We start from the raw sequence: 26,056 nt of genomic DNA on the forward strand, positions 1-26,056 counted from the left end.
GGAAAACCCAGGGCGGTTCAGTCGGCGGAACCGCCTTGGGAATCAGGCTGTCAAGGCGCAGGATTCGATGCAACGGCGGTGGTCATCGCTGCCGCACGACCAGCGTTGCCTACGCCGGGCGAGCTATACAAGCCCATATAGAAGCCGTTCATATTCTGGAAATTGTAGAGCTCGTACCAGTCAACGCCGATGATGTTGTAGGTCTTGGCATTGCTGGCATACTCGGCGAGGTTCGAAGCAACGTACGCGTTGTATTTGGAATTCGACACGCTGGTTTGCACACCGATCTCCGACAACAGGATCGGGAGGTTGAACAAGGATTTGATGACCGCCAGAGTGTTGACGCCACCTGCGTTCTGGATGTCTCCAAAGTCGTAGTACCAGTGATAGTTCGTGATATCCCAGGTCGCGGTCGGATGCCCGGTCGACCCATCCGGCGCTTCACCTTTCCACAGGCCTTCGAGCATGCCGTAGTGCAGCCAACCTACACTCGGGCTGGCAATGAGGGTTTGCTTGGTCGTATCTACGGCGCGGAACCCCGCGTAGAAACCGCGCACAGCACCGCGAAACGCTGGCCACTGACTGTTCGAAGTTGCCCATTCGGTGACGTCCTGACCACCATATGAGGGGCCATTCTTGAAGTACATGTTCTCCGGTTCGTTCATCATCTCGATCACAGCAACCTTGCCGGCAAGTTGACCGGCCACGGTCTTGCCGTAGGCGTAGTACTGGTTGTAAGCGGTCGTTTCGTCGGTGGTCGTCGGGAAGACATTGAAGACCGGCTGGATTTTGATAGGCGCGAACGAACTCACCTGACTGGCCATTTCCGCCGTATCGGCGGTGCTGTAGCAGTCCTGGCGGATCGACGTGACGCCCATTGCCTTCATGTCAGCGACCTGTTGCGGGATGTTCGACGAGTAGACGCCCCCTTGAATATAGTGCCCATTGACCCCGTAGAACGGGACGGAGGAAGGCGTCGTGGGTGTGGAGGGCGACGAGCCGCTCGACGAGCTGCTGCTCGGCGAACTCGATGATGGCTTCCCCGGGTTCTTTCCGCCACCGTGTTGACGGTTTGCGACCGCAGCAGCGTCTGCCGGGTCGGATGACCCACCACCGCAAGCGGTCAAGGCAGCACTGGCTGATACCAGCAGCATTGTGAGCGTCAAAAGTCGAATTCTCAAAACGTAGCTCCAAGTAGATGAAAATGAAAATAATTGCGTCATACCGACCATCCAATAAATAGCACTGCTTATTAGCTGTAAGCGACCATCAGCGCGACATGAGCGGGCGGGCTTCAAATCCGAAGTGCAGCACCTGTTTCGTATAAGGTGTTGCGATGAACGAATGAGCTCAGAGCGCCGGCAACTGCAACCTGAGGAGCGTCTGACCATTGCAAGCCAGCAGTTGCAGGGTTTGGGTGTCCGGACCATGACCCTGATACTCGGACGCTTGCGCGTCACAGTAAGCCGTTAATTCACGCAAATCAGTTATCCTAATTGATGCCAATGCCTTCCGGCTGAGGTGCTCAATGCCGCCGGCGCAGCGGATTTCGCACGAAGCCACCTACGTCCCGATGGAAATCCCTCGGAGTACGGCCGTCCAGGTACAGCCGCGCGGCGAGCTGTGCCGTCATCGTTGCCTGCCGGCGCGATGGTCATAACACGCGCATGCCGCACACACGCGGCACAGACCGCCGCGGCCAGACTTCCGGCAGGATCAGTATTCATGTGCGGCCGCCCGAAATAAAAGACAGGCTGCTGCACGGTTACAAGGAAGCGACTAAATCAGGGGCACGGGCAACCAGTCATCGGGAGGTGCTCTGTGCGAACGGCGTACCGCTTCGTGGTACTAACGAAGGCGAAAAATGTCGCGGCCGCTTGGGTGCTTGCCGGCTTCTCCATCAAACTCAATCCGATCGCCGGGCCTTTACGACAACGTTTCACCTGCGATCAGGGAAACGTTGTCGCGACGTCGAACACACCGCTGCGACCGACGTGGCACGTCTATTCCTGCGACTCTCGCCGCCCTTGGCAATACGGCGCGCGCAAACACCGACGGACCGCTGCGCCAATGCCCGCCCAAAGAGACCTATCGATCTACGGTCAGGAAGATCTCGACACCATCGCCGACAACCTGTCTTCGCTGCGATGCTTACCGCAGCAGGCCGATCTCACCGTTCCAAACATTAAATCCGCGACTGCTCCTCACCTTTGAAACCGCTATACGAACCCGTCGACTCGACAGTGATCGAGGCGATTCCCTCGCCTCGCGAATCGGGTTCGAAACCAAAAAAACCGGTTGAACCGCGGACTTGCTTCGCGATCCGAAGCGGTCAAAGACGCGATGCGTCGGAATTTGGCGCGTGCCGCTCGCCCACCAGTCCCGCTTTGCACCAGAAGAACGAGCTACCGCAGGCAGCAACGACCGATGTAACTGTTACAGAGCGTGCCATCCCGGATCGGGTCGTCGGTATTAGTTACAGAAGTTTCTAGGCAGACGAATTATAAACGTTTCATTCGTGTAACGTGCCCAGCTCGACGGAGATAAGTGACAATTACGAAAAATTTCACTCGGACTTGTCAGAAGATTTTCCAAATCGGAGCGAATGGGAAATCTCTACCTCGTCACGAGCAGGAAAACGTAAATGTTTGATTTGTCTGCATATTAAGAAACGAAGTGCACGGGATGTCATAATGAATTTTTTACATTAGTAGTACAAATTGACTGATGAGTTCCATCCGTCCCTTAAAATAAGCCAAACCGGAAATCTGAATGAAAAATGCAGAAATGGTGTCGCATCCTTTTTATTAGATATTCAAGACATTCTGAGGAACAAAACAGCTGAAAATCCGCGAGCGCGGTAACATGATTGGCGGCGTCGGCGCGTCGAGATCTCGCGCATTTTTTTTCGCATCACGAGCTATATCGGCGTCCCTACAGGAGTCGACCAAAAGTACGGCAATACCACCGACACAGCATTGCTCGCACGGGCGATCAGCGGTAGACACGCGTGGCTTGGAAGCACGGCATGCCACGGCAGTCGCAATTCGATCAACAGCATGAAGATCAATGCGACGGAGGCCAGCAGATACGTCGACTGCCGTGACCGCAGCTCGCCATGCAAGCACCCTCAGCAACACGCCGTGCATAGGCAAGCGCCGCCATCAGCATCAGCAGACAGTCGGCATGTGCTCCACATTGGCAGCAATGCTCCCGCAGTGCTTGCACTTATCAGGTTGCCCAATGAGAGGCAACGCCGCCGAACATCCCAACAGGTGGCGTTTCCGGCAACAGCAGGACAGAGTTCGGCATTGTCAGAAGCGGCACGAGCGACGTCACGATCGCCATCTCCGTCGCGGTACGTTTTTCGCTGGTCCATAGGAGAGGCGTGCAGTCTAAGCTCGCTTCCGAGCGCCGGACGATGTGACCTGTGCTGGGGATCGACTCGCGCGCTCCGCGATCACGCGATTGAGGTACTGGAAGTCAATCGTCTCGACCGCGCGATGCACCGATCTAAAGAAATGTCGGATCTCACTGATGCCGAGAGCGCCGCGCATGCAGCCTTTCCCGGACGAGCTGTGGTTATCCTCACGGAGCGGTCCAGTGCCGCGGAGGCTGCGTGCCGTCTCCGTAACAGGACGCAGTGCGGTTGAGGCGAAGACACAGGCTGTTAATCAACCGCGAGCCTTACTGGTGAGCGCGCCTCAGAATGTCCGTGATCGTCTTCTGATGTGAAAACGGGGAATACATCGAAGGTTGCCCGTGGCTCTTCATTGGGAACCCCCCACGTTGCCGACGCAGACGACCACGCGGCGGTCGCTGGTCGACGTTGGCGAATGAGGTCAAAGCGCTAGACGCCATGCTCGATAGCCTGATTAACCAGCGTGCCAGGCGAGGGCGCTGATCAACTGATACGTTGGCTCGTGTCTGGGCGTGACCATTGAATGGGAATCAGGGATTCCGTCGAGTAGGCCGCGAAATCTCAATTGATATGGATACCTATGCGATAGGTGCGGTGATGAGGAGGAATCGCACGCGGCACCCGAGAAATTGTGGGCGCAAATGGTGAATTTGATGAAAGCGACTAGCTCGAGTGAGACGAAAATAAACATCCTGCAACCCTGCACACGGCCGCTCAGGCCTTTAGCCGGCGCTCCAGCAGGTTTGGGAATTTGGGAGATGGCCGTAGGAGCAAGATGAAGGCGGAGCGGAAGGTCCCGCGCGCGTTCAAGGCTAGCACTAGATCGCGGAACCGTCTGATAATTCCCGGCCGCGAATGAATCCCTTGGCGCCCCGAAATCAGGCTGTCAAGGTGCGGGATTTGCTGCGACGGCGCTGGCCATAGCGGTCGCACGACCCGTGTTGACCACGCCGGGCGATCTATACAGGCCCATATAAAAGCCGTCGATATCCTGAAAATTATAAAGCTCGTACCAGTCAACGCCGACGATGTTGTAGGTCTTGGCTTTGCTGGCGTATTCGGCAAAGCTCGAAGCCAGGTACGAGTTATAAACGGAACTCGATACGCGCTTTTGTACGCCGATCTCTGTCAACATGATCGGGAGGTTGAACAAGGATCTGATGGCCGCCAAGGTGTTGACGCCTCTAGCATCTTCGATGTCTCCAAAGTCGTGGTACCAGTGATAGTTCGTGATATCCCAGGTCGCGGTCGGATGCCCGGTCGACCCATCCGGCGCTTCGCCTTTCCACAGGCCTTCGAGCATGCCGTAGTGCAGCCAACCTACACTCGGGCTGGCAATGAGGGTTTGCTTGGTCGTATCTACGGCGCGGAACCCCGCGTAGAAACCGCGCACAGCACCGCGAAACGCTGGCCACTGACTGTTCGAAGTTGCCCATTCGGTGACGTCCTGGCCGCCGTATGAGGGGCCATTCTTGAAGTACATGTTCTCCGGTTCGTTCATCATCTCGATCACAGCAACCTTGCCGGCAAGTTGACCGGCCACGGTCTTGCCGTAGGCGTAGTACTGGTTGTAAGCGGTCGTTTCGTCGGTGGTCGTCGGGAAGACATTGAAGACCGGCTGGATTTTGATAGGCGCGAACGAAGTCACCAGACTGGCCATTTTCGCCGTATCGGCGGTGCTGTAGCAGTCCTGGCGGATCGACGTGATCCCCATCGCCCGCATGTCAGCGACCTGTTGCGGGATGTTCGCAGAGTAGACGCCCCCTTGAACATAATGCCCGTTGACACCGTAAAACGGGATGCGTCCAGCCGTGCTGACCTGTGGCCCCTTCGGGCCGTCACGGTTACGGGCGCCATCAAAGTGCGCCGTCAGGGTAGCACTGGCTGAGGCAAGCAAGACAATCAGCACCATCAGTCGAAGTTTCAACACATAGCTCCAATCAGGTAAAGCTGCTGAACAGGATGCTTGCCATATGAGCGCGTATGCATCCGTTCGTTTGCGATCGATGGACACGATGACGACGAGTAACATCTGGAGAAACGAATCGGGAACTGGCTCAGGGCGCGCAAGTTGAGCGAGTGCAGGCCTTAATCTTCTCAGACTGCGGTCAAGCCGCAGCCATGTTGCGAGCAACGCGAGCCTCAGCCGGTAGCGCGGCGTAAGCGGTGGCGAGGTGATAGGGCGTAGTCGACGGCATGTCGGCGCGCGACACATCGCCCGCGGCCGTCTTGCATTCGAACCAGCCTTGCGCGTGCAGAAACCGCTGGCGGAAGTGCTCGATCTGCCCGGGCAGCACGGCGCGCGCCGCGTCGTCGTCGCGAGTGGCGAGTGCGCGCAGATATTCGCTTTGCGCCCAGATCCGCTGAGTGGCATCCTTTACGCGACCGGCTTCGTCGAGCGACGCGCACACGCTGCCGGTGACCGGATCCACGCCATGTTGCTGCGCAAACTGAAACGCGCGCGAGAGCGCGCCGTCGAGACCCGATCCAGCCAGTAGCGCGCCCGCTTGCCTGACCAACCAGAACCATTCGAACTGATGGCCGGGTTCCAGGCGGTTGTCATCGGCACCCAACGGTAGTTCCGCGATACAGCCGGTCGGCGCATGAACAAAGGTGCGTTCGATGGCATCGGCCAGCGTGCGCAACGCGGAATCGAAAGCACTGTCCTGGGTCACCTCGCGTGCGGCGAGCCACCCTTCGGTGAGATGCATCAACGGGTTTTGCACCGGCGTGCCGGTCACTGCCGAAAAATCCACATCGAGCGCTGCGTTGAATAATCCATGCTGCGCGGCAAAACGCGTTTCGATCAGTGCTGAGGTGCTATGGACGAGGTCGAGCGCATCGCGATTGTCGAAGCGTGCCGCATATGCAGCGCACGCGAAGACCAGGAAGGCGTGCGTATAGAGATCCTTTGTAGTATCGAGCGGCGCACCTTGTGCATCAACGCTGTAGAACCAGCCTCCGCGCTGCTCGTCCTGAAAGTAGTGCAGCAGGGCTTCGAACAGCATATGGGCATGGGCTGCTTCGCCGGCTTGCGAGAAAACGAACAACTGCCGCGCGCACGCCATCGCGCGATAACGTTCAACCGGCATCGGAAGGTGTTCCGCGTCAGCGCTGACGGCCTCGTAGGGCAGATGCATCGCGGTATTGAAGCCCGGCCCGCGCCAGATCGGCAAGACGACGCGTGCGAAGTGATCTCGTAGCGTGGCGGCAAGGGTGATCGTGGAGGCGGGCGTATTCATGCTGCAAATCTCCTTCGATAAGGTCCTGGTTGAGATATTGGGACGTGCACCCTGCTGCGATCGCGCTAAACGCGTGATGCTGCGGATCGCACGTGAACTGGGCGAGCCACTCCGCTCGCGAGCTCACGCTCCAGAACATCGAGCAATTGATGTGCAGACCGTTCCCACCGGAAGCCACGAGCATGGTCCCTTCCGCGTTCGCGCCAGGTTTCGCGCGCAGCGGCGTCGGCCATCATCTGCGTTACCTTGTCGACGATGTCGTCGACCGAATGCGCGTCACAGTACATTGCAGCATTGCCGCATACCTCAGGAAGCGAAGCCTCACGTGACACGATGACTGGACATCCACAAGACATCGCTTCAAGCGGCGGCAATCCGAAGCCCTCGTATAGCGAAGGAAACAGAAAGCAGGCTGCATGCTCATACAGTGCTCTCAATTCGCCGTCCGATACGAATCCTGCGGGGATGATGTTTTTCGACAAGTTGTAACCCACCTTTGCCTGCGATTTGAAGACCCGCAAATCGCATCCACCAACGACAACAAACTTCAGGTCATGGCGCTCACTTAGGCGCTCCATCGCGGCAACGATGCGTGGAAGGTTCTTTCCTGCCGAGAGACTTCCGACAGCGAGCACGTAACCATCGTTCTGCAGATTCAACCGCGACAGAATCGCTGGGTCCGGTGCGATCTTTTCAAAGTGGTCCACGCCATTCAGGACCACCGAGATGCGCGACCCGTCGATGCCAAGGCGCTCGATGATTCGTGTCTTCGAGAATTCCGACACCGTCAGGATGTGACTGGCGTTGCGCTTGAGCAGCAAAAACGCCACGCGATACCAGAGCCTGTACTTCCACGAGTAATTTTCCGGGAGATCGTAGATCGCCACGTCATGCATCATCACGACCTGGCGGCGAGCAAACAAGGGGCCCATATTGCAAAGGCTGAGAAGCGTTCGGCCGCCAATCGCGAATGGCAGCGCCAGTTGCTCCCACAACGAACCCTTCAACCATCGGCCGATCATTTTTGCTTTCGGCAACATAACGTCGGTTCTTGCGTTCGCAGGAATCAACACGAGCAGGTCGGTTTCCTCGGGAAACAGACGCTGGAACGCGATCGCCAGTTCATATCCGACACGTTGCACCCCTGTTATGCGTTGAGACGCAAACTTGCCGTTGATTGCAAACCCGGCAGAGGGACCTCGCCACTGAGAGTCTCGCGCCGGGCTGGTGTCGGCTGGCAACGCGGTCTGAACGGGGGGCTCTTCCCGGCGCACGTTGGACCGCTCCGCTAATTGTTTCATCAGATATCGCTCCGGTATGCCTTTCGAGGTGAGCATCGAGAAGGCGCTGTCAGCCAGCACGAACGTTCACCGCTCGGCCTTCATGTGAAATTGCCGCAACGCGACGTTCGGGGGAGAGAGAAGGTAATTTGGCGGTGTTTCGCTACGCCGTGAGTATTCGACGCAGACTTCGTGGCTCTCACTGGCAAGACGATTTGAAAGCATGCACGCCACGGAGAGCGTGACTGTAGAAGCCGATTTGACGACGTGAACAATTTGCATAGGCACTCCATACGGATTACTTTGCTGTGCCGGGCGTGCACGATGTTCAATACGCCCCGCTTCCGTCGAAGACCACTTTGAATGTTCTCAGCAGAATGCTGATGTCGAGCAGCGTCGATCGTTCTTTCACGTACGAGACGTCCAGTGCGATTCTCGTTGCATAGTCAACATTATTCCGTCCGCTGACTTGCCACAATCCTGTCACGCCGGGCCTGACCGACAGGTAATAGCGGGCGTCGGGGCCATACTTGTCCAGCTCCTTGGTGACGATGGGGCGAGGGCCGACGAGACTCATGTCGCCGCGAAGAACATTCCAGAGTTGAGGCAGTTCATCAAGGCTCGTCTTGCGCAGAAACCGGCCGACGGCGGTGACCCGCACATCGTTCTTAAGCTTGAAATCGCGATTCCATTCTTCACGCGCGTTGGCGTCGGTGGCAAGGAGTTCGGCGAGAACGACCTCGGCTTTCGGCACCATGGAGCGGAACTTGAAACAGCGAAACGGTCGTCCGCCTCTTCCGACGCGCGGGTGCCCAAAGAAAGCCGACCCTCCGTCGCTCACCACGACGCAACCTACTATGAGAAAAATCGGCAGCAGTACAAGGAGCAACGCAGATGCGCCGAAAATATCGAAAACGCGTTTCGTGAAGTCACCTTTTGCGGAGGGAATGCCAAGTTCGTTCGCCGCCGACGACGTACGGCAAGCCGTGGAATTTGCGGTGGTGTCCGCTGACACGTCCGCAGAAAAGGACTCGTCACTGCGGCTGTATTCCAAGGCGCTATCCATATTCGAAGCCGAAAAGCCGAGGGCGCCCAATTCAGGATGGTCGGCGTGCGAATGACCTTCGTAGCGGGTATCGAAAGGATGGGCGTCCTTTGACGCTGATTCCGATACCTTGCCGACTAAAGCCATTGCTGCCCCCGGTTCGAAGTTCGTTGACGAGTACATCACTGTTCGGCATTGCAGATCGCGCCGGTTGTTTCAATCGTTTTGGCACAGCGTTTGCAGCATCAGACGATTGCGGCGGACAACTCGAGATAGGAAGCAGGCATATAGCAATATTTTATGGCTATAAAAATTACTTTAGATAAACAGTCAGTAAAGCACAATAAAACTGACTAAAACAAACGTCGACTTTCGAGAAGGGGCGCGCTAGCAGCTTGCGAAGCACCGCATTCCCCGTCAATTCAAACCCTAGTTGTTTAAATAGAAAGTATAGCTTGATGATTCGGCGTCCGTTTGTGGACAAGTCGTAAAATGCCGATGTCTTGGCCGACTCAGAAAGATATGCCAAATAGTGTCGCAATACATCTGGCGGTCACCGTCGGCACTACGAAAGTGTTGATCGTTGTCAAAATCCGATTGTCTCTACCGAAGCCGGATGCGATAGATAAACCGGCTTCACGTGGGCGGCACCCTGTTGCCATTTCCGCATCGGACCAAGGTGGCGAGCGATCAATAGCTACCTGCCCGCTCCGTGTTGGGTCGAGCATCTGTAGACGTAGAGTATCCGTACGAATGCCGCTACTCCGTTCGGTACAGCACACAAAGCTCGGTTAGGGCATGCTTCGATCTCCGCATCCATGTGTATGATGAAAGCGGCTCGTCGCGCACACGCCGGGTCGCGACCAGATCAGTGTGGATTGCCGCCGCGATGCATTGCGCGCTGTTTCCGGATTTCGGCCGAGCCTGTGACGTTAGATTGGTTGGCTTAACTGTGTTGGCTAGCCTGCCAGACGAGTGTTCGATTTCGCACAGAATAGGCCAGGTCTTTCATCTGGCTTGTCAAATCGAATTAGAACGTTGAAGGGAAGCGCAATCGACGGCGGCAAAACCCCTGCCTGGCGGCTTCTTCGCGCCGCCGTCGACTTCATTCAACTCACGCGAATCCTTGCGGATTCGTGGACTGCCAGCGCCAGTGATCCGCGCACATCCGCTCGATGCCGAACTGCGCGCGCCAGCCGATAATCTTCTCTGCCGCGGCCGGGTCCGCAAAACACGAAGCAACGTCGCCTGGCCGGCGCGCCACGATCTCGTACGGCACCGGCTTGCCCGATGCTTTCTCGAATGAACGCACCACATCCAGCACGCTATAGCCCTGACCTGTGCCGAGGTTCACCACGAAACTGGCATCGCGCTTGACCAGCGCATCGAGCGCGGCCAGATGTCCGCGCGCCAGATCGACGACGTGGATATAGTCGCGCACGCCGGTGCCGTCAGGCGTCTCATAGTCGCCGCCGAACACGCGCAGCTTCTCGAGCTTGCCGACCGCCACTTGCGCGACATACGGCATCAGGTTGTTCGGAATGCCGGCGGGATCTTCGCCGATCAGGCCGCTCTCGTGCGCGCCGACCGGATTGAAGTAACGCAGCGTGGCAATGCGCCAAGACGGATCGGCCAGTTCCAGGTCGCGCAGCACCTGCTCGGCGATCAGCTTCGACTGGCCGTAGGGATTGGTGGCCGACAGCGGGAACGACTCGTCGATCGGCGAGCTCTTCGGCACGCCGTACACGGTCGCCGACGAACTGAACACGAACTGCTTGACGTTACGGTCGCGCATCACGCCGAGCAAGGTCAGCAGGCTGCCGACGTTGTTGCTGTAGTACTCGATCGGCTTGGCCACAGACTCGCCCACGGCCTTCAGCGCGGCAAAGTGAATGGCGCCCGTGATCGGATGCGCGTCGAAAATACGGTTGAGCGCAGCTTCGTCGCGTGCATCGGCTTCGTAGAAGGTCACCGCCTTGCCGGTGATCTTTTCCACGCGCCGCAGCGATTCGCGGTTGCTGTTCACGAGATTGTCGATTACCACGACGTCGTAACCGCCGTTCAGCAGTTCGACACAGGTGTGCGAGCCGATAAAACCCGCGCCGCCCGTTACCAGAATCGTGCCCTTCGTGGTCATGCTGTTGCTCCGTTAAAGTAAAACGCCCGTCATTTTCTGCACCAGGTCCTTATACGTTTCGACGACCACCCGTTCGTCGAATTCTTCCGCGACTTTCTTCCGGCCGCGTTCCGCCATGGCCCGCCGCTGCGCGCTGCTCATGTCGAGCATGCGTGCCAGCGCGGCCGCAAGGCTTTCTGCATTGCGCACTTCGCACAGCAATCCGTTGACGCCGTCCGCCACCACCTCGCGGCAGCCGGGCACGTCGGTGGCGACGATCGGCCGGCCTATCGCCGAGGCTTCCATCAGCGTACGCGGCACGCCTTCGCGATACGACGGCAGGACCACGCAATCCGCCTCGGCGATCAAAGGTCGCACGTCGTGCGCCTCGCCAAGATACTCGATGATGCCTTCCCGCTCCCATGCCGCCACTTCCTCGCGCGTGATCGCGCTGGGATTGTCGACGCCGACCGGGCCGAGCAACTGGAACCGCGCGTGCGGGTAACGTTCACGCAAGCGTCGCGCGGCGTCGACATATTCGCCCACGCCCTTGTCCCACAGCAGCCGCCCGATCAGCACGAAGCGGTAATCGGTGCGCTCGGGCAGTGGCGTGAAGGCGAACTGCACGAGGTCGACGCCTTCGCCATGCAAGAGCCGCGCACGCTCAGGATGCACTAACAAATTCTGTTCGACAAACGCCGCTTGATCGTCGCGATTCAAAAACCATATTTCGCGCGGGAAACGGAACGCAAAACGATACAGTTTTTTGGCCACCTGAGCGGCGCGGCTATGCTGGATGAACACGTAACCCAGTCCCGTTGTGACCGCAACCGACTGCACGCCCGCCAGCTTCGCGGCGATCGAACCGTAGATATTCGGCTTGATCGTGTAGTGGAACACCACGTGCGGACGGATCGACCGGTAGTGCCGGTAGAGCGCGTACAGTGTGCGCAGGTCGTCGCGTGGACTGGTGCTTTTCGAGGCGACCGGCAAGTCGATGCAGCGGCAGCCCATGGCGGTGAGCAGTTCGAACGTGCGGTCGCGCGGCGCGACGATCGTCACGTCGACGCCGCGTCCGACCAGCATACGGATCAGCCCTTGCCGATAGGTATAGATTGCCCAGGCGGTGTTACAGACGAGTGTAATGCGCAACGCGGGCGTCGACTTCAAGGCAGGCTTCATGCGGGAACGAGCTCGGCGGTGAATGGGATGGTGAATGATTTAATGGCTCGCGCGCGGCGTGAGCAGGCTGCGCTTGATCCGCTGCAGTGCGCCGTAGGGTGTCACCAGATGCAGCAGATTTTTGGCGAGGCCCAGCCAGTCGTACAGATTGGCGGCGTTGAAGTAGCGCAGCTGCAGGCGCAGCGTCGAACTCACCTGGCGGCGCCGCCGGGTCGCGCTGATGCCGCCTTCGTTCAGTTCGTAGTAGAGCCCGAGCTCGGGCAGGTTCGCGCAGTCGTAGCGTTCCATCAGACGTACGAACAGATCGAGATCTTCGGCGGAACGGTACTCGGCGCGGTAGTTGCCGACCGCGCGCACGGCGTCGAGACGCAGCATCATCGAAGGATGCGCAAGGCATGAGCGGAAGAAGCGCAGGCGGCGGATCGCGTTCGGTTCGGCGGGCGGCGTCAGCATGAAGAGCGGCTTGCCTTCGCGCGTGACGACTTGCGTCCACATGCCGAGCCCTGCCACGCGCGGATGCGATTCCATGAACCTGCGCTGTTTGGCGAGCCGCTGCGGCACGCTGCGGTCGCCCGCATCGATGCGCGCCGCGTAGCGAAAGCCGCGCTGGGCAAGCGCGTCGATGCCGGTTTGCAACGCGCGTTCGATCCCGCCGTTCTGCGCCATGCGCAACACTTCGATCGTCATATTGGCGATGGCCGGCGCGACGATCGGCGGCGTGCTGCCGTCGTCGACGATCAGCACGTGCACCGGCGCGCTTTCACTGAACGACGCCAGCGTGAGGTCGACATCGGTCTGGCCGTTATAGGCGGGAATCAACACCGCGACATCGTCGAGGGTCATTTGCGCGGTGGCGGGTGAGTTCGTCATGGGCGCAATTTGAAACGAATGTAATAAAGATTAACCGAGGCGGCAGCCAGGTATCCCGCGGCGAGGCCCATGAGTGCGCCATAGGCGCCAAAGCGCGGAATGGCCAGCAGATTGACCACGAACGCAACGGCCAGCGCCAGCAGCCACTTGGCGAGCAGGACGAATTTGGCCTGATATTTCAACACGATGAGATTGCCGATCGCCTCGATGCCGGCGGGTACCGACAGCCACACGGCCCAGCGGAAGATCTCGATCGCGCCTTCGAACTGCGGCCCGAACACGCGGCGGATGATCAGCCCGGCCAGCAGATCCAGCACGATCGCGCCACTCACCATCAGCACAGCAGTCATGGCCGTGAGCCGCCACATATTGCGGCGCAATTGGGCGGCGTCCTGCACGCGGTAGACGAAGGCGGGCGCAATGGTCTGCGCGAGCATCAGCGCGAGCGTGATCCAGTTTTCGTTCAACTGCTGGGCGGCGGAATAGCGTCCGAGATCGGCGAAGGAAATCGTCCGTTCGAGCATCAGCCGGTCCAGTTTCAGGAACAGGTACATACCGATCAGGCCGAGCCAGAACACCGTGCCGGCGCTCGCGAAGTGCCTGAAGAGCGAACGGTCGAGACGCCAGCCGAGCTTGCCGCCATGCCGGCGCACGTAATAGACCAGTAGGACTGCGCCGATGGCGGCCGATTCGAGCGCCCACAGCCAGCCGAAACGCGCGGGCGCGGCTGCGGCGCGCACCAGCAGATAGACCAGCGCGGCCTTCAGCACCGCGGTGCTCATGCTGGTGAGCAATTGCGGCTTGCTATAGGTCATGCTCTGCAGCCACGCGTTGACCACGCCGACGAACGGTTCGCGAAACAGCATGGTGACGGCAAGGCCGGCGAGCATGGCGCCGACCAGCGGTTCGAAGAAATGCAAGGCGATGCCGAGCCAGGTCAGCAGCAAAGCGGCCACAGAGACGGAAATGCGCAGCGCGAAAGCGCTGCCGAGCACCGTGCCGAGCTGCGCCGGCGGCCGATTGACGATGGTAGGCACCAGAATCTCTGCGCCGCACACCCAGGTAATGGGCGAGAGCACCAGCAGCAGCGTGTTCGCGTATTGCCATTTGCCGAACGTGTCCGGCCCGAAGTAGCGCGCCAGCATGCCGCTGATCACGATCGCCACGCCGATCTGCGTGAGCCGCTCCAGCCCGAGCCAGACGATATTCGTGAAGGCGCGCGTGACGTCCGGATTGGCGAAGCGCTTGAGCGTCAGCATCCGCTGGCCGCTCGCCAGTCCACTTGCGCTGAGCGTGCCGACCATGCGTGCGGCGCCGCAAGCATGAGCGGCACGCATGACCCGTGCGGCACAGGGCGCGCGTTTGCCCAACCCGCCGACGGTCGCGGCAACTTTACATTTGGAGGGCGTCTAAGCATTAGAATGGTGCTATAAGGCTGGTCCGAAAAGCGCAATTATAAGTTGGAACCGGATCGCTTCCGGCAAGGGCGCATCGCTGTGTTTTACCGATTCATCGGCGGTGCGCCGGTCAAATTTCTCCATTGCACGCAAGTGAGCCAACATGATCTCCAAATCTATTTTCAAGGCGTATGACATTCGCGGTGTAATCGGCAAGACGCTCGACGCCGATGCAGCACGTTCGATCGGCCGCGCGTTCGGCAGCGAAGTGCGGGCCCAGGGCGGCGACGCCGTCGTGGTCGCGCGTGACGGGCGCCTGTCGGGTCCCGAGTTGGTCCAGGCTTTGTCGGACGGCCTGCGTGAAGCCGGCGTCGATGTGGTCAATGTGGGCATGGTGCCCACACCGGTCGGCTACTTCGCGGCCAGCGTGCCGTTGCAGCTCGACGGCGGCGAGCGCCGCGTCGATTCGTGCATCGTGGTTACGGGTAGCCATAATCCGCCCGACTACAACGGCTTCAAGATGGTCCTGCGCGGCGCGGCGATTTACGGCGAGCAGATTCTCGCGCTGCATCAGCGCATCGTCGACGAGAACTTCTCGGCGGGCAGCGGCACGTACACGGAGTACGACATCGCCGACGCCTATCTGGATCGCATCACGAGCGACATCAAGCTCGCGCGTCCCATGAAGATCGTGGTCGATACCGGCAACGGCGTGGCCGGCGGCCTTGCGCCCAAGTTGTTCAAGAAGCTCGGCTGCGAACTGGTCGAACTGTTCACCGAGATCGACGGCAACTTCCCGAACCATCACCCGGACCCGGCTCACCCGGAAAACCTGCAGGACGTGATCCGCGCGCTGAAGGAAACGGACGCCGAAATCGGCTTCGCGTTCGACGGCGACGGCGACCGCCTCGGCGTGGTCACCAAAGACGGCCAGATCATCTATCCGGACCGTCAACTCATGCTGTTCGCCGAAGAAGTGCTGTCGCGCAACAAGGGCGCGCAGATCATTTACGACGTGAAGTGCACGCGTAACCTCGCCAAGTGGGTCAAGGACAAGGGCGGCGAGCCGCTCATGTGGAAGACCGGCCACTCGCTCGTCAAAGCGAAGCTGCGCGAAACCGGCGCCCCGCTGGCCGGCGAAATGAGCGGCCACGTGTTCTTCAAGGATCGCTGGTACGGTTTCGACGACGGCCTGTACACGGGAGCGCGTCTGCTCGAAATCCTCACGCGTGTGGAAGACCCGAGCAAGCTGCTGAACTCGCTGCCGAACTCGAACTCGACGCCGGAACTGCAACTGAAGCTTGAAGAAGGCGAAAACTTCGAACTCATCGCGCGTCTGCAGAAAAACGCACAATTCACCGGCGCGGACGACGTCGTGAAGATCGACGGCCTGCGCGTCGAGTATCCGGACGGTTTCGGTCTCGCTCGCTCGTCGAACACCACGCCGGTCGTGGTGATGCGCTTCGAAGCCGATAACGACGCGGCGCTCAGGCGCATCCAGGAAGACTTCCGCCGGGTGATCATGGCGGAAAAGCCGGACGCGAAGCTGCCGTTCTAAACGCATGAGCGGCGCCGCGGTTCGGTTCGAATCGCGGTGGCCGTCGAACGCGGCGCGGGTTTCTCTTACCGCGCCGCGTTTTTTCATGCGGTGTGCATGCAACGCGCTAGAATTGCCGTCCTCATGAGAAACGGCTGAGTGTTTCAGGTTTTCTCATGCCCTTTGGGGCTCTCTCAACGCATCTTCGGGCCGGATAGCCGGTTTTCCCACTCTTGAGCGTGCAAAAGATACTGATCGTGAGGGTGTCGTCGCTGGGCGACGTCGTTCACAACATGCCGGTGATCGCCGATATCCGACGCCGCCATCCCGAGGCCCAGATCGACTGGCTCGTCGAAGAAAGCTTCGTGGGGCTCGTGCAACTCGTGAGCGGCGTGCACCGGGCGATTCCCGTGTCGCTGCGGCGCTGGCGCAAGCGCATTCTGTCGGTCGACAACTGGCGCGAGATCGGCGCATTTCGCCGCGCGCTCGCCGCCGAACACTACGACCTCGTGATCGACTGCCAGGGGCTCATCAAGACCGCGTGGGTCGCGAGCATGGCGCGCGGCACGCTGGTCGGTCTCGGGAACCGCACCGACGGCGCGGGCTTCGAATGGCCGGTGCGCTTTTTCTACGACAAGCGCGTGCCGATCGAACCGCGCACCCACGTGGTCGAGCGTACGCGTCAACTGGTGGCCGCGGCGTTGAACGACCCGCCGCCGCAGCCCACCGACGACATCGACTTCGGCATCGACACCGGGCGCGCTGCGCTGGCCTTGTCGGAGGCGAATCTGAACTTGCCGGTGCCGTACGTCGTGTTCGTGCACGCCACTTCGCGCGCCGACAAGCAGTGGCCCGACACGGCATGGATCGAGTTGGGGCAGTCTTTGGTGCGGCGCGGCGCGTCGATCGTGCTGCCCTGGGGCAGCGAAGAGGAGCGCGCGACCAGCGAGCGTCTGGCGAAAGAGTTCGGCGCCGCGGCCATCGTGCCGCCCCGGCTCTCGTTGCCCGCGGTGGTCGGCCTGATCGAAGGCGCGGCCGCCACCGTCGGTGTTGACACAGGTCTGGTTCACATCGCCGCGGCGCTGAAGCGACCGACGGTCGAGTTGTACAATTTCGCCACTGCGTGGCGTACTGGCGGCTACTGGTCGCCGAACGTCGTCAATCTCGGCACGGCCGGACAGCCGCCCACGCTGCAACAGGTGAAGTCGGCACTCGCGGGCTTCGGCCTGCTATGACCCGTCCGGGGCGCTCCGCCTTGCGCTCCAACCGTTTTCAAGGGCGACCATGAACGAAACCCAGATCATCGAAGTAGCGAACGCCGACTGGCACGGGCGCAACCTGTCCGTGCCGCGCGAAACGCTGCTTGCCGGCGTCGAACGCGGCAAAGTGCTGTATTTCCCCAATCTGCGCTTCGCGATCGAAGGCGGCGAACAGGCGCTGCTCGACCCCGCGCTCGCCGATCCGAACCGCAAGAACATCAGCCTCGAACCCAATGGCGGCGCGCTGCACGGCGTGGCCGGCGACGCCGTCACGCAATCCGCCGTGCGTGCGTTGATCGCGCGTTATCAGACCAATGCGCGCACGCTGGTCGACGGACTCTTTCCCGAATACAACGGCAGGTTGCGCGTGGCGCCGACCAGCCTGCGGCTGCATCAGGTGGAAACACGCGAGACGTCATGGCGCAAAGACGATAGCCGTCTGCATGTGGACGCCTTTCCTTCCCGGCCGAACTACGGCGAGCGTATTCTGCGCGTGTTCACCAACGTCAATCCGCACGGCGCGCCGCGTGTGTGGCGCGTCGGCGAACCGTTCGAGGACATGGCCAAACGTTTCCTGCCGCGCATCAAGCCGCAAATGCCGGGCGCCGCATGGCTGCTGAACCTGCTGCACGTGACCAAATCGCCGCGAAGCGAGTACGACCATTTGATGCTGCATCTGCACGACGGCATGAAAGCCGATCTTGACTATCAGAAGTCGAGCCCGCAGGAGACCATGCCGTTTCCGCCCGGCAGCGTCTGGGTGTGTTTCTCGGATCAGACTTCGCACGCGGTGATGTCCGGCCAGTTCATGCTGGAGCAGACTTTCTTCCTGCCGGTCAAGGCGATGGCGCAGCCGGAATGCGCGCCACTCGGAATTCTCGAGCGCCTGAAGGGCAGGGCGCTGGTTTGAGCGCCGCGTTCCATTTGCCGGTTTCGCTCGATGGATTGGCTCGTCGCTTCAGGCAGGCGGAGCGCCGATGCTGAGGGCGATCTATCGCGCGCTCTGGTGGATCGTCGCGCCGCTGGCTGTGTTGCGCCTGTTGATCCGCTCGCGCAAGGAACGCGGCTATCGCGAGCATATCGGTGAGCGCTTCGGTTATTCGCGCGGCCGGTTGCCCGAAGACAATGCGCCGCTAATCTGGGTGCACGCGGTGTCGGTGGGCGAGACGCGCGCCGCGCAACCGCTGATCGATGCGCTGATCAAGGCGCGTCCCGACGCGCGCATTCTGTTGACGCACATGACGCCCAGCGGGCGCGCCACCGGCGAGGAGATTTTCGGCGACCGGGTCTTGCGCAGCTATCTGCCGTACGACATGCCGCACGCCGTGCAGCGGTTTTTGCGGGCATGGCGGCCTTCGCTCGGTCTGGTAATGGAAACCGAAGTGTGGCCCACGCTGATCGACGAGTGCCGTCGCGCGGACGTGCCGCTGGTGTTGACTAATGCGCGGATGTCGGCGCGCTCGTATAAGCGCGCGGCGAAGTTCGGCAGCGCGACCAAGGACGTGTTCGGCGGCTTTGCGCGTGTGCTGGCCCAGAGTCCGTCGGATGCCGAGCGGCTGACCGCGCTCGGCGCGCGCAACGTGGCCGTGCTCGGCAATCTGAAATTCGACATGAGCACGCCGCCGGAACTGGCGGCGCGCGGGCATGCGTGGCGCGCGGCGATCGGCGCGCGTCCGGTGTGGGTCGCGGCGAGTACGCGCGAGGGTGAAGAGGAACTGGTGCTGCAGGCGTTCGCGGCGCTAGGCATTGATAACGCGCTGCTGATTCTGGTGCCGCGTCATCCGCAACGTTTCAACGAAGTGGCCGCGCTGGTCGAGAAGGCCGGGCTGCGGATCGCGCGACGGTCGGTGTGGGCGCCGGATGCCAAGGTGGCGTCGGCGGCAACGAGTGGCGCAGTGCCGCCGTTGCCTGCGGGCGTGAACGTGCTGCTGGGCGATTCGATGGGTGAGTTGGGTGCTTACTATGCCGCGTCGGATCTGGCGTTCATCGGCGGTAGTTTGTTGCCGTTGGGTGGGCAGAATCTGATCGAGGCGTGCGCGGTCGGTGTGCCGGTACTGATCGGACCGCATGTGTTCAACTTCACGCAGGCCACCGCGGATGCGGTGGCGGCGGGCGCCGCGGTGCAGGTTAAGGATCCTGAGGATCTTGGGCGGGCGTTGCGCGAGTTGTTTGGTGATAAGGCCAGAAGGCTGGCAATGGGCGGCGCAGCGTCGGCATTCGCCGCGCGCCATCGTGGCGCGACGGCGCGTACCGTGGATGTGTTGATGGCGTTGTTGCCGGAGGGAGAGTGAGGGCGGGGTGCGGAAGCGGTGCTGCCGCTCAGCTTTGCGCGTTCATTGCTGATATGTTGCGCGAAGGTTGACATTCCGGCACTGCGCTTTCCTTCGCTTTCACCGACTGCAATGACGCTTTTCACCGACCTCGGTTTCAAATGGGATCGCGCCGCGATTCTACAAGACATCCCGACCCATTCAATTCGACGGGTGTGCTTCCGTTTTCATCGAATGCTGCCGGAATTCGTGTGGGATGCGAGCGTTGTCGAAGGTAATCCCTTCACGTTCACCGAGGTGAAGACACTGCTTGACGGTGTAACTGTGGGCGGTCGAAGAATATCCGATCAGGACCAGGTTCTGAACCTGCTTGAGACTTCGAAGTATCTGCTGGCGATTGTGCAGAACGGGCGATTCGCGCTCGATAAGGCGACGTATTGCGGGTTACACCGGCCAGCTGCGCGTCAAGAGGCCCATGAGTGGGGTGTCTTTCAAGGAGAAGGAAAGACGCGCCACACGCCGCTACCAACCCTGCCGGGCGCCCCGGAACTCAACCGCGTCTTTGCTGCAGGCACGCGGGCGCTGACTGATCAGGTCTCCAACGCCTTCGAACGCGGTTGTGCTTTTTTCCTCTTCGGCGCACTGCAGCAGTTCTTCTTCGACGGCAACAAACGCACATCACGTTTCATGATGAATGGCGTGCTGATGGCAAACGGTATCGACGCGATCAGCGTCCCCGCTCAGCGTGCGGCCGACTTCAACGAAAAGATGGTGCGCTTTTACCTTTCGAAGGACGGCACCGAAATGATGGCATTCCTGCTGGAATGCCATCCGGGCGAGTGAAGCCTCAAACCTTCAACAACCCCTTCTCCTCAATAAACTTCACCACCACCTCCAACCCGTCGAGCGCCTTCAGATTGCACATCACGAAGGGCCGCTCGCCGCGCATCTTCTTCGCGTCCGACGCCATCACCTGGAGGTTCGCGCCGACCATCGGCGCGAGGTCCGTCTTGTTGATCACCAGCAGATCAGACTTCGTAATGCCGGGGCCGCCCTTACGCGGGATCTTTTCGCCGCCCGCCACATCGATCACGTAGATCGTCAAATCCGACAGTTCCGGACTGAACGTCGCGGCGAGGTTGTCGCCGCCCGATTCGATGAACACGATATCCGCATCGGGAAAACGCGTCAGCATGCGGTCGACCGCTTCCAGATTGATCGAGGCATCCTCGCGAATCGCCGTGTGCGGACAGCCGCCCGTTTCGACGCCCATGATCCGTTCGGCCGGCAACGCGCCCGCCACGGTCAACAGACGCTGATCTTCTTTCGTATAGATGTCGTTGGTGATGGCGACGAGGTCGTACTGTTCGCGCATCGCCTTGCAGAGCATTTCGAGCAGCGTGGTTTTGCCCGAGCCGACCGGGCCGCCGACGCCCACGCGCAGCGGCGGCAGTTTTTTCGTGCGGACGGACGAGTGGGCGGGCTGATGAAGTGCGTTCATGATGGATCGTTTTATGAGCGAAAGAGCCGCGAATACTGCGACTCGTGACGCGCCGAAAGAATGCCGAGTTGCGGCGCGAAAGTGTTGATGTTCTCGGGCGACGTGGCCATGGCGCGCGTGACGGCAGCATCGATCGGCTCGCGCAAAGCGACGATGATGCGTTGACCGGCGAGCTGTCCCAACGGCACGGCCTTCAACGCGGCGGCGGCCTGGTTCTCCACCCAACTGAAGGCGTAGGCGGCGAGCGCGGCGTCGACGGCGGCGTCGTGCGTGTAGGCGGCGAAAGCGAACGCCGTGGGTTGAGCGAGCGGCGTCAGCGAGGCGAGCGTCGTGCGCCGCTCGGCGTCGCCCCATTCGAGCGATACGCACAACTGCCGCAACGACCAGCCCATCTGCTCCGTTTCGCGGCGCAGTTCCGCGGATTCGCGGCTCGCCAGGAATTCGCTGTTGGCCTGCGCGAGGGCCGAAGCGTCATGCGTGCGCCAGCGTTCCATCTGATGCGCGAGGAACGGCAGTTCGCCGTGCGCGAGCACGTCGGTCAAGCCGCTGGCGATCCAGTCGCGGGCGGAGTCGGCGTCGGTGATCAGTTGCGCTTCGATGGCGGCTTCCAGACCCTGCGAGTAGCTGAATGCGCCGATCGGCAGCGCCGGCGACGCAAGGTGCAGCAGCGCCGTCAGTTCAGCGATGCGCATGATGGTGGTGATGCCCGTGGCCGCACGATTCGTCGTGGACGTGATCGCCGTGATCGTGATCGTGCGCATGCTCATGGCCGTGGTCATGATCGTGCGAATGCGAATGACCGTGCGCCGCGTGGCTATGCTCATGGTCGTGACCATGCTCATGTCCATGATGCTCGCCGAACACCTGTTGCGCGAGCGCATAGTCTTCGGCGAAGGTTTCATCATGACCATGCTTGTGGCCGCCGCCATACGCGCCGGACTCCGGCTGGAACGGCATCGAAACCTGATCGACGGTCGCGCCGATGCGCTTGAGCATGTCGGCCAGCACCGGATCGTATTCGAGCTTCAGGTAATCGGCGCCGACCTCCACTGGCGTATGGCGGTTGCCGAGGTGATAAGCGGCGCGAGTCAGAGTCAACGCGTCTTTCGCGCACACGTAGAGCACCGTTTCCGGTGCGGCGACGACGCGTACGAGGCCGCCGTCGTCGGCGACCAGTAAGTCGCCGTCGCGCAGCACGGTGCCGCGCGGCAACAGCAGCGCGACTTCTTCGCCGTTATCCAGCGTGGCGGCGAGCCGGCTCTTGCGGCGATCGTCGAACGCCAGTGTCAGCGTCGGCGCGCGCTTGACCAGCACGGGCGCGAGCTTCAGATGCGGCGCGATGAGTTTGTCGATGGTGCGCATGGGCTAGAACAGGAAGTAGCGTTGCGCCATTGGCAGCACGGTGGCCGGTTCGCAGGTCAGCAGCTGACCGTCGGCAATCACCTGATAGGTTTCCGGATCGACACTGATCGCCGGACGCCACGCATTGTGGATCATGTCTGCCTTCGAAATGTTGCGGCAGTTCCTGACCGCAACGATACGCTTGTTCAGGCCGTAGCGTTCGCCGACGCCCGCATCGGCGGCCATTTGTGAGACAAAGGTCAGCGACGTGCGTCCCAGGGCGCCGCCGCGCGTCGCGAACATCTCGCGATAGTGCACCGGCTGCGGCGTCGGAATCGACGCGTTAGGGTCGCCCATTTGCGCCATGGCGATCATGCCGCCCTTAAGGATCAGCGACGGCTTGATGCCGAAAAACGCCGGCTCCCAGAACACCAGGTCGGCCCACTTGCCCGGTTCGATCGAGCCTACTTCGTGCGCGATGCCGTGCGTGATCGCCGGATTGATCGTGTACTTGGCGACGTAGCGCTTCGCACGGAAGTTGTCGTGGCGCGCGTTGTCTTCAGGCAGTGCACCGCGTTGCACCTTCATTTTGTGCGCCGTCTGCCAGGTGCGGATGATCACCTCGCCGACGCGGCCCATCGCCTGCGAGTCCGACGACAGCATCGACAGCGCGCCGAGGTCGTGCAGGATGTCTTCGGCGGCAATGGTCTCGCGGCGAATGCGCGATTCGGCGAACGCGATGTCTTCGGCAATCGACGGGTCCAGGTGGTGGCACACCATCAGCATGTCGAGATGCTCTTCGAGCGTATTGACGGTGTACGGGCGCGTCGGATTGGTCGAGGAGGGCAGCACGTTCGCTTCGCCGCATACCTTGATGATGTCCGGTGCGTGGCCGCCGCCCGCGCCTTCCGTGTGATACGTGTGAATCGTGCGGCCCTTGAACGCGGCCACGGTCGCTTCGACGAAACCGGCTTCGTTCAGCGTGTCAGTGTGAATCGCGACCTGCGTGTCGGTATCGTCGGCGACTGAGAGGCAGTTGTCGATCGCGGCGGGCGTCGTGCCCCAGTCCTCATGCAGCTTCAAACCGATCGCGCCCGCGGCGATCTGCTCCAGTGCCGGCTGCGGCAGACTCACGTTGCCCTTGCCGAGAAAGCCGAGATTCATCGGATAACCGTCCGCCGCTTGCAGCATGCGTTCGAGATGCCACGGACCCGGCGTGCAAGTGGTCGCGTTGGTGCCCGTGGCCGGCCCGGTGCCGCCGCCGAGCATCGTGGTCACGCCGCTCGCGAGCGCCTCTTCGATCTGCTGCGGGCTGATGAAGTGAATATGCGTGTCGATGCCGCCGGCCGTCACGATCAGGCCTTCGCCCGCGATCACTTCGGTGGACGCGCCGATCGCGATCGTCACGTTCGGCTGGATGTCGGGATTGCCCGCTTTGCCGATTGCGGCGATGCGGCCGTCCTTGATGCCGATGTCGGCTTTGACGATGCCCCAGTGATCGAGAATCACGGCGTTCGTGACGACGGTATCGACCACGTCGGCATGCACGCGTTGCGACTGGCCCATGCCGTCGCGAATCACTTTGCCGCCGCCGAATTTCACTTCTTCGCCGTAGGTGGTGAAGTCGCGCTCGACTTCGATCAGCAATTCGGTGTCGGCGAGGCGCACGCGGTCGCCGGCGGTGGGGCCGAACATTTCCGCGTATGCGCGGCGGCCAATGCGTAAGGTCATGGTGTGGGTCCGGAAATGAACAGGGTGATCTGGGCGCGTGCAAAGAGGCCGAGGGGCCTCACAGCTTGCCCATCACCTTGCCGTTGAAGCCGTAGACGACGCGATCGCCCGCCAGTTCGACCAGCTCGACGGTGCGCTCCTGGCCGGGCTCGAAGCGCACGGCGGTGCCCGCCGCGATGTTCAGCCGGAAGCCGCGCGCGACGTCGCGATCGAACGAGAGCGCCTCGTTCACTTCGTAGAAGTGATAGTGCGAGCCGATCTGTACCGGACGGTCGCCGGTATTCGACACGACCACCGTGACGGTGGCGCGGCCCGCGTTCAGTTCGTGTTCGCCGTCGTCGATGAGGAGTTCGCCGGGAATCATCTAGCCTGCCTTATGTGATTGCAGTGATCAGGGGATCGGGTGATGAACGGTGACGAGTTTGGTGCCGTCGGGGAACGTGGCTTCGACCTGAATGTCGGGGATCATTTCCGGCACGCCTTCCATGACGTCGTTGCGGGTGAGCAGCGTGGTGCCGTAGTGCATCACTTCGGCGACGGTTTTGCCGTCGCGGGCCGCTTCCATCAGCGCGGCGGTGATGAAGGCGATCGCTTCCGGGTAGTTCAGTTTGAGGCCGCGCGCGCGGCGGCGTTCGGCAAGCAGCGCGGCGGTGAAGATCAGCAGCTTGTCCTTCTCGCGAGGTGTCAGCTTCATCGAATGAGTGCGTAGGGTTGTGACGTTCGTTGCGACGATCCGGGGCGGGACCGGCCGCCACGATGATAGGCGCTGCGTGTCATGGCCGCGATCGCGTGCGCCGCACGGGATGCGTCCATGACGAGTGCAATGCCGGATAAGCCGGTCACGGTATCAAGTTCGGCTAACGGCGCGCTTACAGATCGGCCGGCAGCGGCGCGCTGAACCACTTCTTCGACATCGTGTTGAGCGTGCCGTCCTGCTTCGCCTGCGCGATCGCGGCGTTCACTTTCTGCTGCAGGCGTGGCTCGTTCTTGTTCATACCGACGAAGCACGGCGAATTCTTGATGACGAACTTCGGCTCCGGGCGGCGCGGCGGATTCTTCGCGAGGATCGCGGCCGCGACGATGTTGCCCGCGGCGATCAACTGCACCTGGCCCGACAGGAACGCGGCGATGGTCGCGTTGTTGTCTTCGAAGCGCTTGATGGTCGCGTTCGGCGCCATTTGCGTAAGACCGATTTCCTCGAGCGCGCCGCGGGTTGCGCCGACCGTCTTGCCGGTCAGATCGGCGGGGCCGCCGACCTTGATGTCGGCGGGGCCGAACACGCCCTGGTAGTACGGCGCATAGGCGGTCGAGAAGTCGATCACCTTCTCGCGATCCGGCGTCTTGCCGAGCGACGAGATCACCAGGTCGACCTTGCCCGTTTGCAGATACGGAATGCGGTTGGCGCTATTGACCGGCACGAGTTCGAGCTTCACGTTCATCGACTTCGCGAGCAGGGCGGCGGTGTCGATGTCGTAGCCCTGCGGCTTCATGTCCGCGCCGACCGAACCGAACGGCGGATAGTCTTCCGGCACGGCGACTTTGAGCACACCGGCCTTGGCGATGTTATCGAGCGTATCCGCGTGAGCGGCGGGCGCGGTGACGGCAAGGACGGGCGAGAGCAACAGTGCGGCGAGCCAGGCGCGACGCGCGGGGCGAAGAGTCGATCGAGTCATGTTCTGTGAGCGGTGGTGGCGACGAGCGGTCGGCTGCCGTCGGGACGCGGCAGTATCGTGGGAAGGAGCAGAGCAAGGTGCATGCCAAAGCGGTCGGGCTTGGGCTGGCAAGGCGTGCGCAATCGTGATGCACAGACTTGATGCATTGCAATGCGCCGGATTGGTGCGTTGCTGGTTTTGCGCGGGTGACT

22 protein-coding genes are annotated in these 26,056 nt (G+C 61.1%); 6 read left to right on the forward strand and 16 right to left on the reverse strand.

Annotation, left to right across the window (positions count from 1 at the left end; all coding sequences use genetic code 11):
• Positions 1–50 precede the first annotated feature (50 nt).
• Positions 51–1,223 carry a hypothetical protein gene (locus B0G81_RS29300; protein ID WP_134140224.1) on the reverse strand — a complete coding sequence of 391 codons (1,173 nt, stop codon included), beginning with the start codon at positions 1,221–1,223 and terminating at the stop codon, positions 51–53.
• 598 nt (positions 1,224–1,821) lie between these two features.
• On the opposite strand from B0G81_RS29300, the gene B0G81_RS29305 reads away from it, so the two are divergent.
• A complete protein-coding gene (locus tag B0G81_RS29305) occupies positions 1,822–2,214 on the forward strand; it encodes a hypothetical protein (protein ID WP_134140226.1) in 393 nt (130 codons plus the stop codon).
• A 2,093-nt stretch (positions 2,215–4,307) separates the two neighbouring features.
• Here the strand turns inward: B0G81_RS29305 and B0G81_RS29310 are convergent.
• The 8 genes from B0G81_RS29310 to B0G81_RS29345 form a co-directional block, all read right to left on the reverse strand.
• Positions 4,308–5,348, reverse strand: a complete 1,041-nt coding sequence (locus tag B0G81_RS29310) for a hypothetical protein (protein ID WP_134140227.1) — start codon at positions 5,346–5,348, stop codon at positions 4,308–4,310.
• 181 nt (positions 5,349–5,529) lie between these two features.
• Positions 5,530–6,663 carry an AGE family epimerase/isomerase gene (locus B0G81_RS29315; RefSeq protein WP_134140229.1) on the reverse strand — a complete coding sequence of 378 codons (1,134 nt, stop codon included), beginning with the start codon at positions 6,661–6,663 and terminating at the stop codon, positions 5,530–5,532.
• A 65-nt stretch (positions 6,664–6,728) separates the two neighbouring features.
• Positions 6,729–8,024: a glycosyltransferase family 1 protein gene (locus tag B0G81_RS29320; protein ID WP_243856626.1), complete on the reverse strand. Its 1,296-nt coding sequence runs from the start codon at positions 8,022–8,024 to the stop codon at positions 6,729–6,731.
• A gap of 247 nt (positions 8,025–8,271) precedes the next feature.
• A complete protein-coding gene (locus B0G81_RS29325) occupies positions 8,272–9,135 on the reverse strand; it encodes a sugar transferase (RefSeq protein WP_134143239.1) in 864 nt (287 codons plus the stop codon).
• 967 nt (positions 9,136–10,102) lie between these two features.
• Complete coding sequence (gene galE, locus B0G81_RS29330; protein WP_134140231.1) at positions 10,103–11,125, reverse strand: UDP-glucose 4-epimerase GalE; 1,023 nt, start codon at positions 11,123–11,125, stop codon at positions 10,103–10,105.
• A 12-nt stretch (positions 11,126–11,137) separates the two neighbouring features.
• On the reverse strand, positions 11,138–12,286 hold the full coding sequence (locus B0G81_RS29335; RefSeq protein ID WP_134140233.1) for a glycosyltransferase family 4 protein: 1,149 nt from the start codon (positions 12,284–12,286) through the stop codon (positions 11,138–11,140).
• 39 nt (positions 12,287–12,325) lie between these two features.
• Positions 12,326–13,156, reverse strand: a complete 831-nt coding sequence (locus B0G81_RS29340; protein WP_134140238.1) for a glycosyltransferase — start codon at positions 13,154–13,156, stop codon at positions 12,326–12,328.
• Positions 13,153–14,415, reverse strand: coding sequence for an oligosaccharide flippase family protein (locus B0G81_RS29345; protein ID WP_134143240.1), 1,263 nt, complete (start codon positions 14,413–14,415; stop codon positions 13,153–13,155). The genes B0G81_RS29340 and B0G81_RS29345 overlap by 4 nt, the downstream gene beginning before the upstream one ends.
• A gap of 301 nt (positions 14,416–14,716) precedes the next feature.
• Between B0G81_RS29345 and B0G81_RS29350 the strand changes: the two genes are divergently transcribed.
• The 5 genes from B0G81_RS29350 (at position 14,717) to B0G81_RS29370 (ending at position 20,462) form a co-directional block, all read left to right on the forward strand.
• Positions 14,717–16,111, forward strand: coding sequence for a phosphomannomutase/phosphoglucomutase (locus B0G81_RS29350; protein WP_106285874.1), 1,395 nt, complete (start codon positions 14,717–14,719; stop codon positions 16,109–16,111).
• 212 nt (positions 16,112–16,323) lie between these two features.
• Positions 16,324–17,325 carry a lipopolysaccharide heptosyltransferase I gene (gene waaC / locus B0G81_RS29355; protein ID WP_134140241.1) on the forward strand — a complete coding sequence of 334 codons (1,002 nt, stop codon included), beginning with the start codon at positions 16,324–16,326 and terminating at the stop codon, positions 17,323–17,325.
• A 49-nt stretch (positions 17,326–17,374) separates the two neighbouring features.
• A complete protein-coding gene (locus tag B0G81_RS29360; protein WP_106285876.1) occupies positions 17,375–18,259 on the forward strand; it encodes a Kdo hydroxylase family protein in 885 nt (294 codons plus the stop codon).
• A 67-nt stretch (positions 18,260–18,326) separates the two neighbouring features.
• Positions 18,327–19,640 carry a lipid IV(A) 3-deoxy-D-manno-octulosonic acid transferase gene (gene waaA / locus B0G81_RS29365; protein ID WP_134140245.1) on the forward strand — a complete coding sequence of 438 codons (1,314 nt, stop codon included), beginning with the start codon at positions 18,327–18,329 and terminating at the stop codon, positions 19,638–19,640.
• Positions 19,641–19,658: 18 nt separating this feature from the next.
• The gene (locus B0G81_RS29370; RefSeq protein ID WP_243856628.1) at positions 19,659–20,462 is read left to right on the forward strand and encodes a cell filamentation protein Fic; all 804 of its coding nucleotides are present in this window, start codon (positions 19,659–19,661) and stop codon (positions 20,460–20,462) included.
• 4 nt (positions 20,463–20,466) lie between these two features.
• Here the strand turns inward: B0G81_RS29370 and ureG are convergent, their stop codons facing one another.
• From ureG to B0G81_RS29405, 7 genes are all read right to left on the reverse strand, one after another.
• The gene (gene ureG / locus B0G81_RS29375; protein WP_134140249.1) at positions 20,467–21,120 is read right to left on the reverse strand and encodes an urease accessory protein UreG; all 654 of its coding nucleotides are present in this window, start codon (positions 21,118–21,120) and stop codon (positions 20,467–20,469) included.
• A gap of 11 nt (positions 21,121–21,131) precedes the next feature.
• On the reverse strand, positions 21,132–21,812 hold the full coding sequence (locus tag B0G81_RS29380; RefSeq protein WP_134143242.1) for an urease accessory UreF family protein: 681 nt from the start codon (positions 21,810–21,812) through the stop codon (positions 21,132–21,134).
• Positions 21,799–22,482, reverse strand: coding sequence for an urease accessory protein UreE (gene ureE, locus B0G81_RS29385; RefSeq protein ID WP_134140251.1), 684 nt, complete (start codon positions 22,480–22,482; stop codon positions 21,799–21,801). Before ureE ends, B0G81_RS29380 begins: the two co-directional genes overlap by 14 nt.
• A gap of 3 nt (positions 22,483–22,485) precedes the next feature.
• A complete protein-coding gene (gene ureC / locus B0G81_RS29390) occupies positions 22,486–24,192 on the reverse strand; it encodes an urease subunit alpha (RefSeq protein WP_134140253.1) in 1,707 nt (568 codons plus the stop codon).
• A gap of 58 nt (positions 24,193–24,250) precedes the next feature.
• Positions 24,251–24,556: an urease subunit beta gene (locus tag B0G81_RS29395; protein WP_106285881.1), complete on the reverse strand. Its 306-nt coding sequence runs from the start codon at positions 24,554–24,556 to the stop codon at positions 24,251–24,253.
• A gap of 27 nt (positions 24,557–24,583) precedes the next feature.
• Positions 24,584–24,886 carry an urease subunit gamma gene (gene ureA, locus B0G81_RS29400; RefSeq protein ID WP_012431981.1) on the reverse strand — a complete coding sequence of 101 codons (303 nt, stop codon included), beginning with the start codon at positions 24,884–24,886 and terminating at the stop codon, positions 24,584–24,586.
• A gap of 175 nt (positions 24,887–25,061) precedes the next feature.
• A complete protein-coding gene (locus B0G81_RS29405) occupies positions 25,062–25,865 on the reverse strand; it encodes a transporter substrate-binding domain-containing protein (protein WP_134140258.1) in 804 nt (267 codons plus the stop codon).
• Positions 25,866–26,056 lie beyond the last annotated feature (191 nt).

This window comes from Paraburkholderia sp. BL6665CI2N2 (genome assembly GCF_004366535.1).
GTDB lineage: Bacteria > Pseudomonadota > Gammaproteobacteria > Burkholderiales > Burkholderiaceae > Paraburkholderia.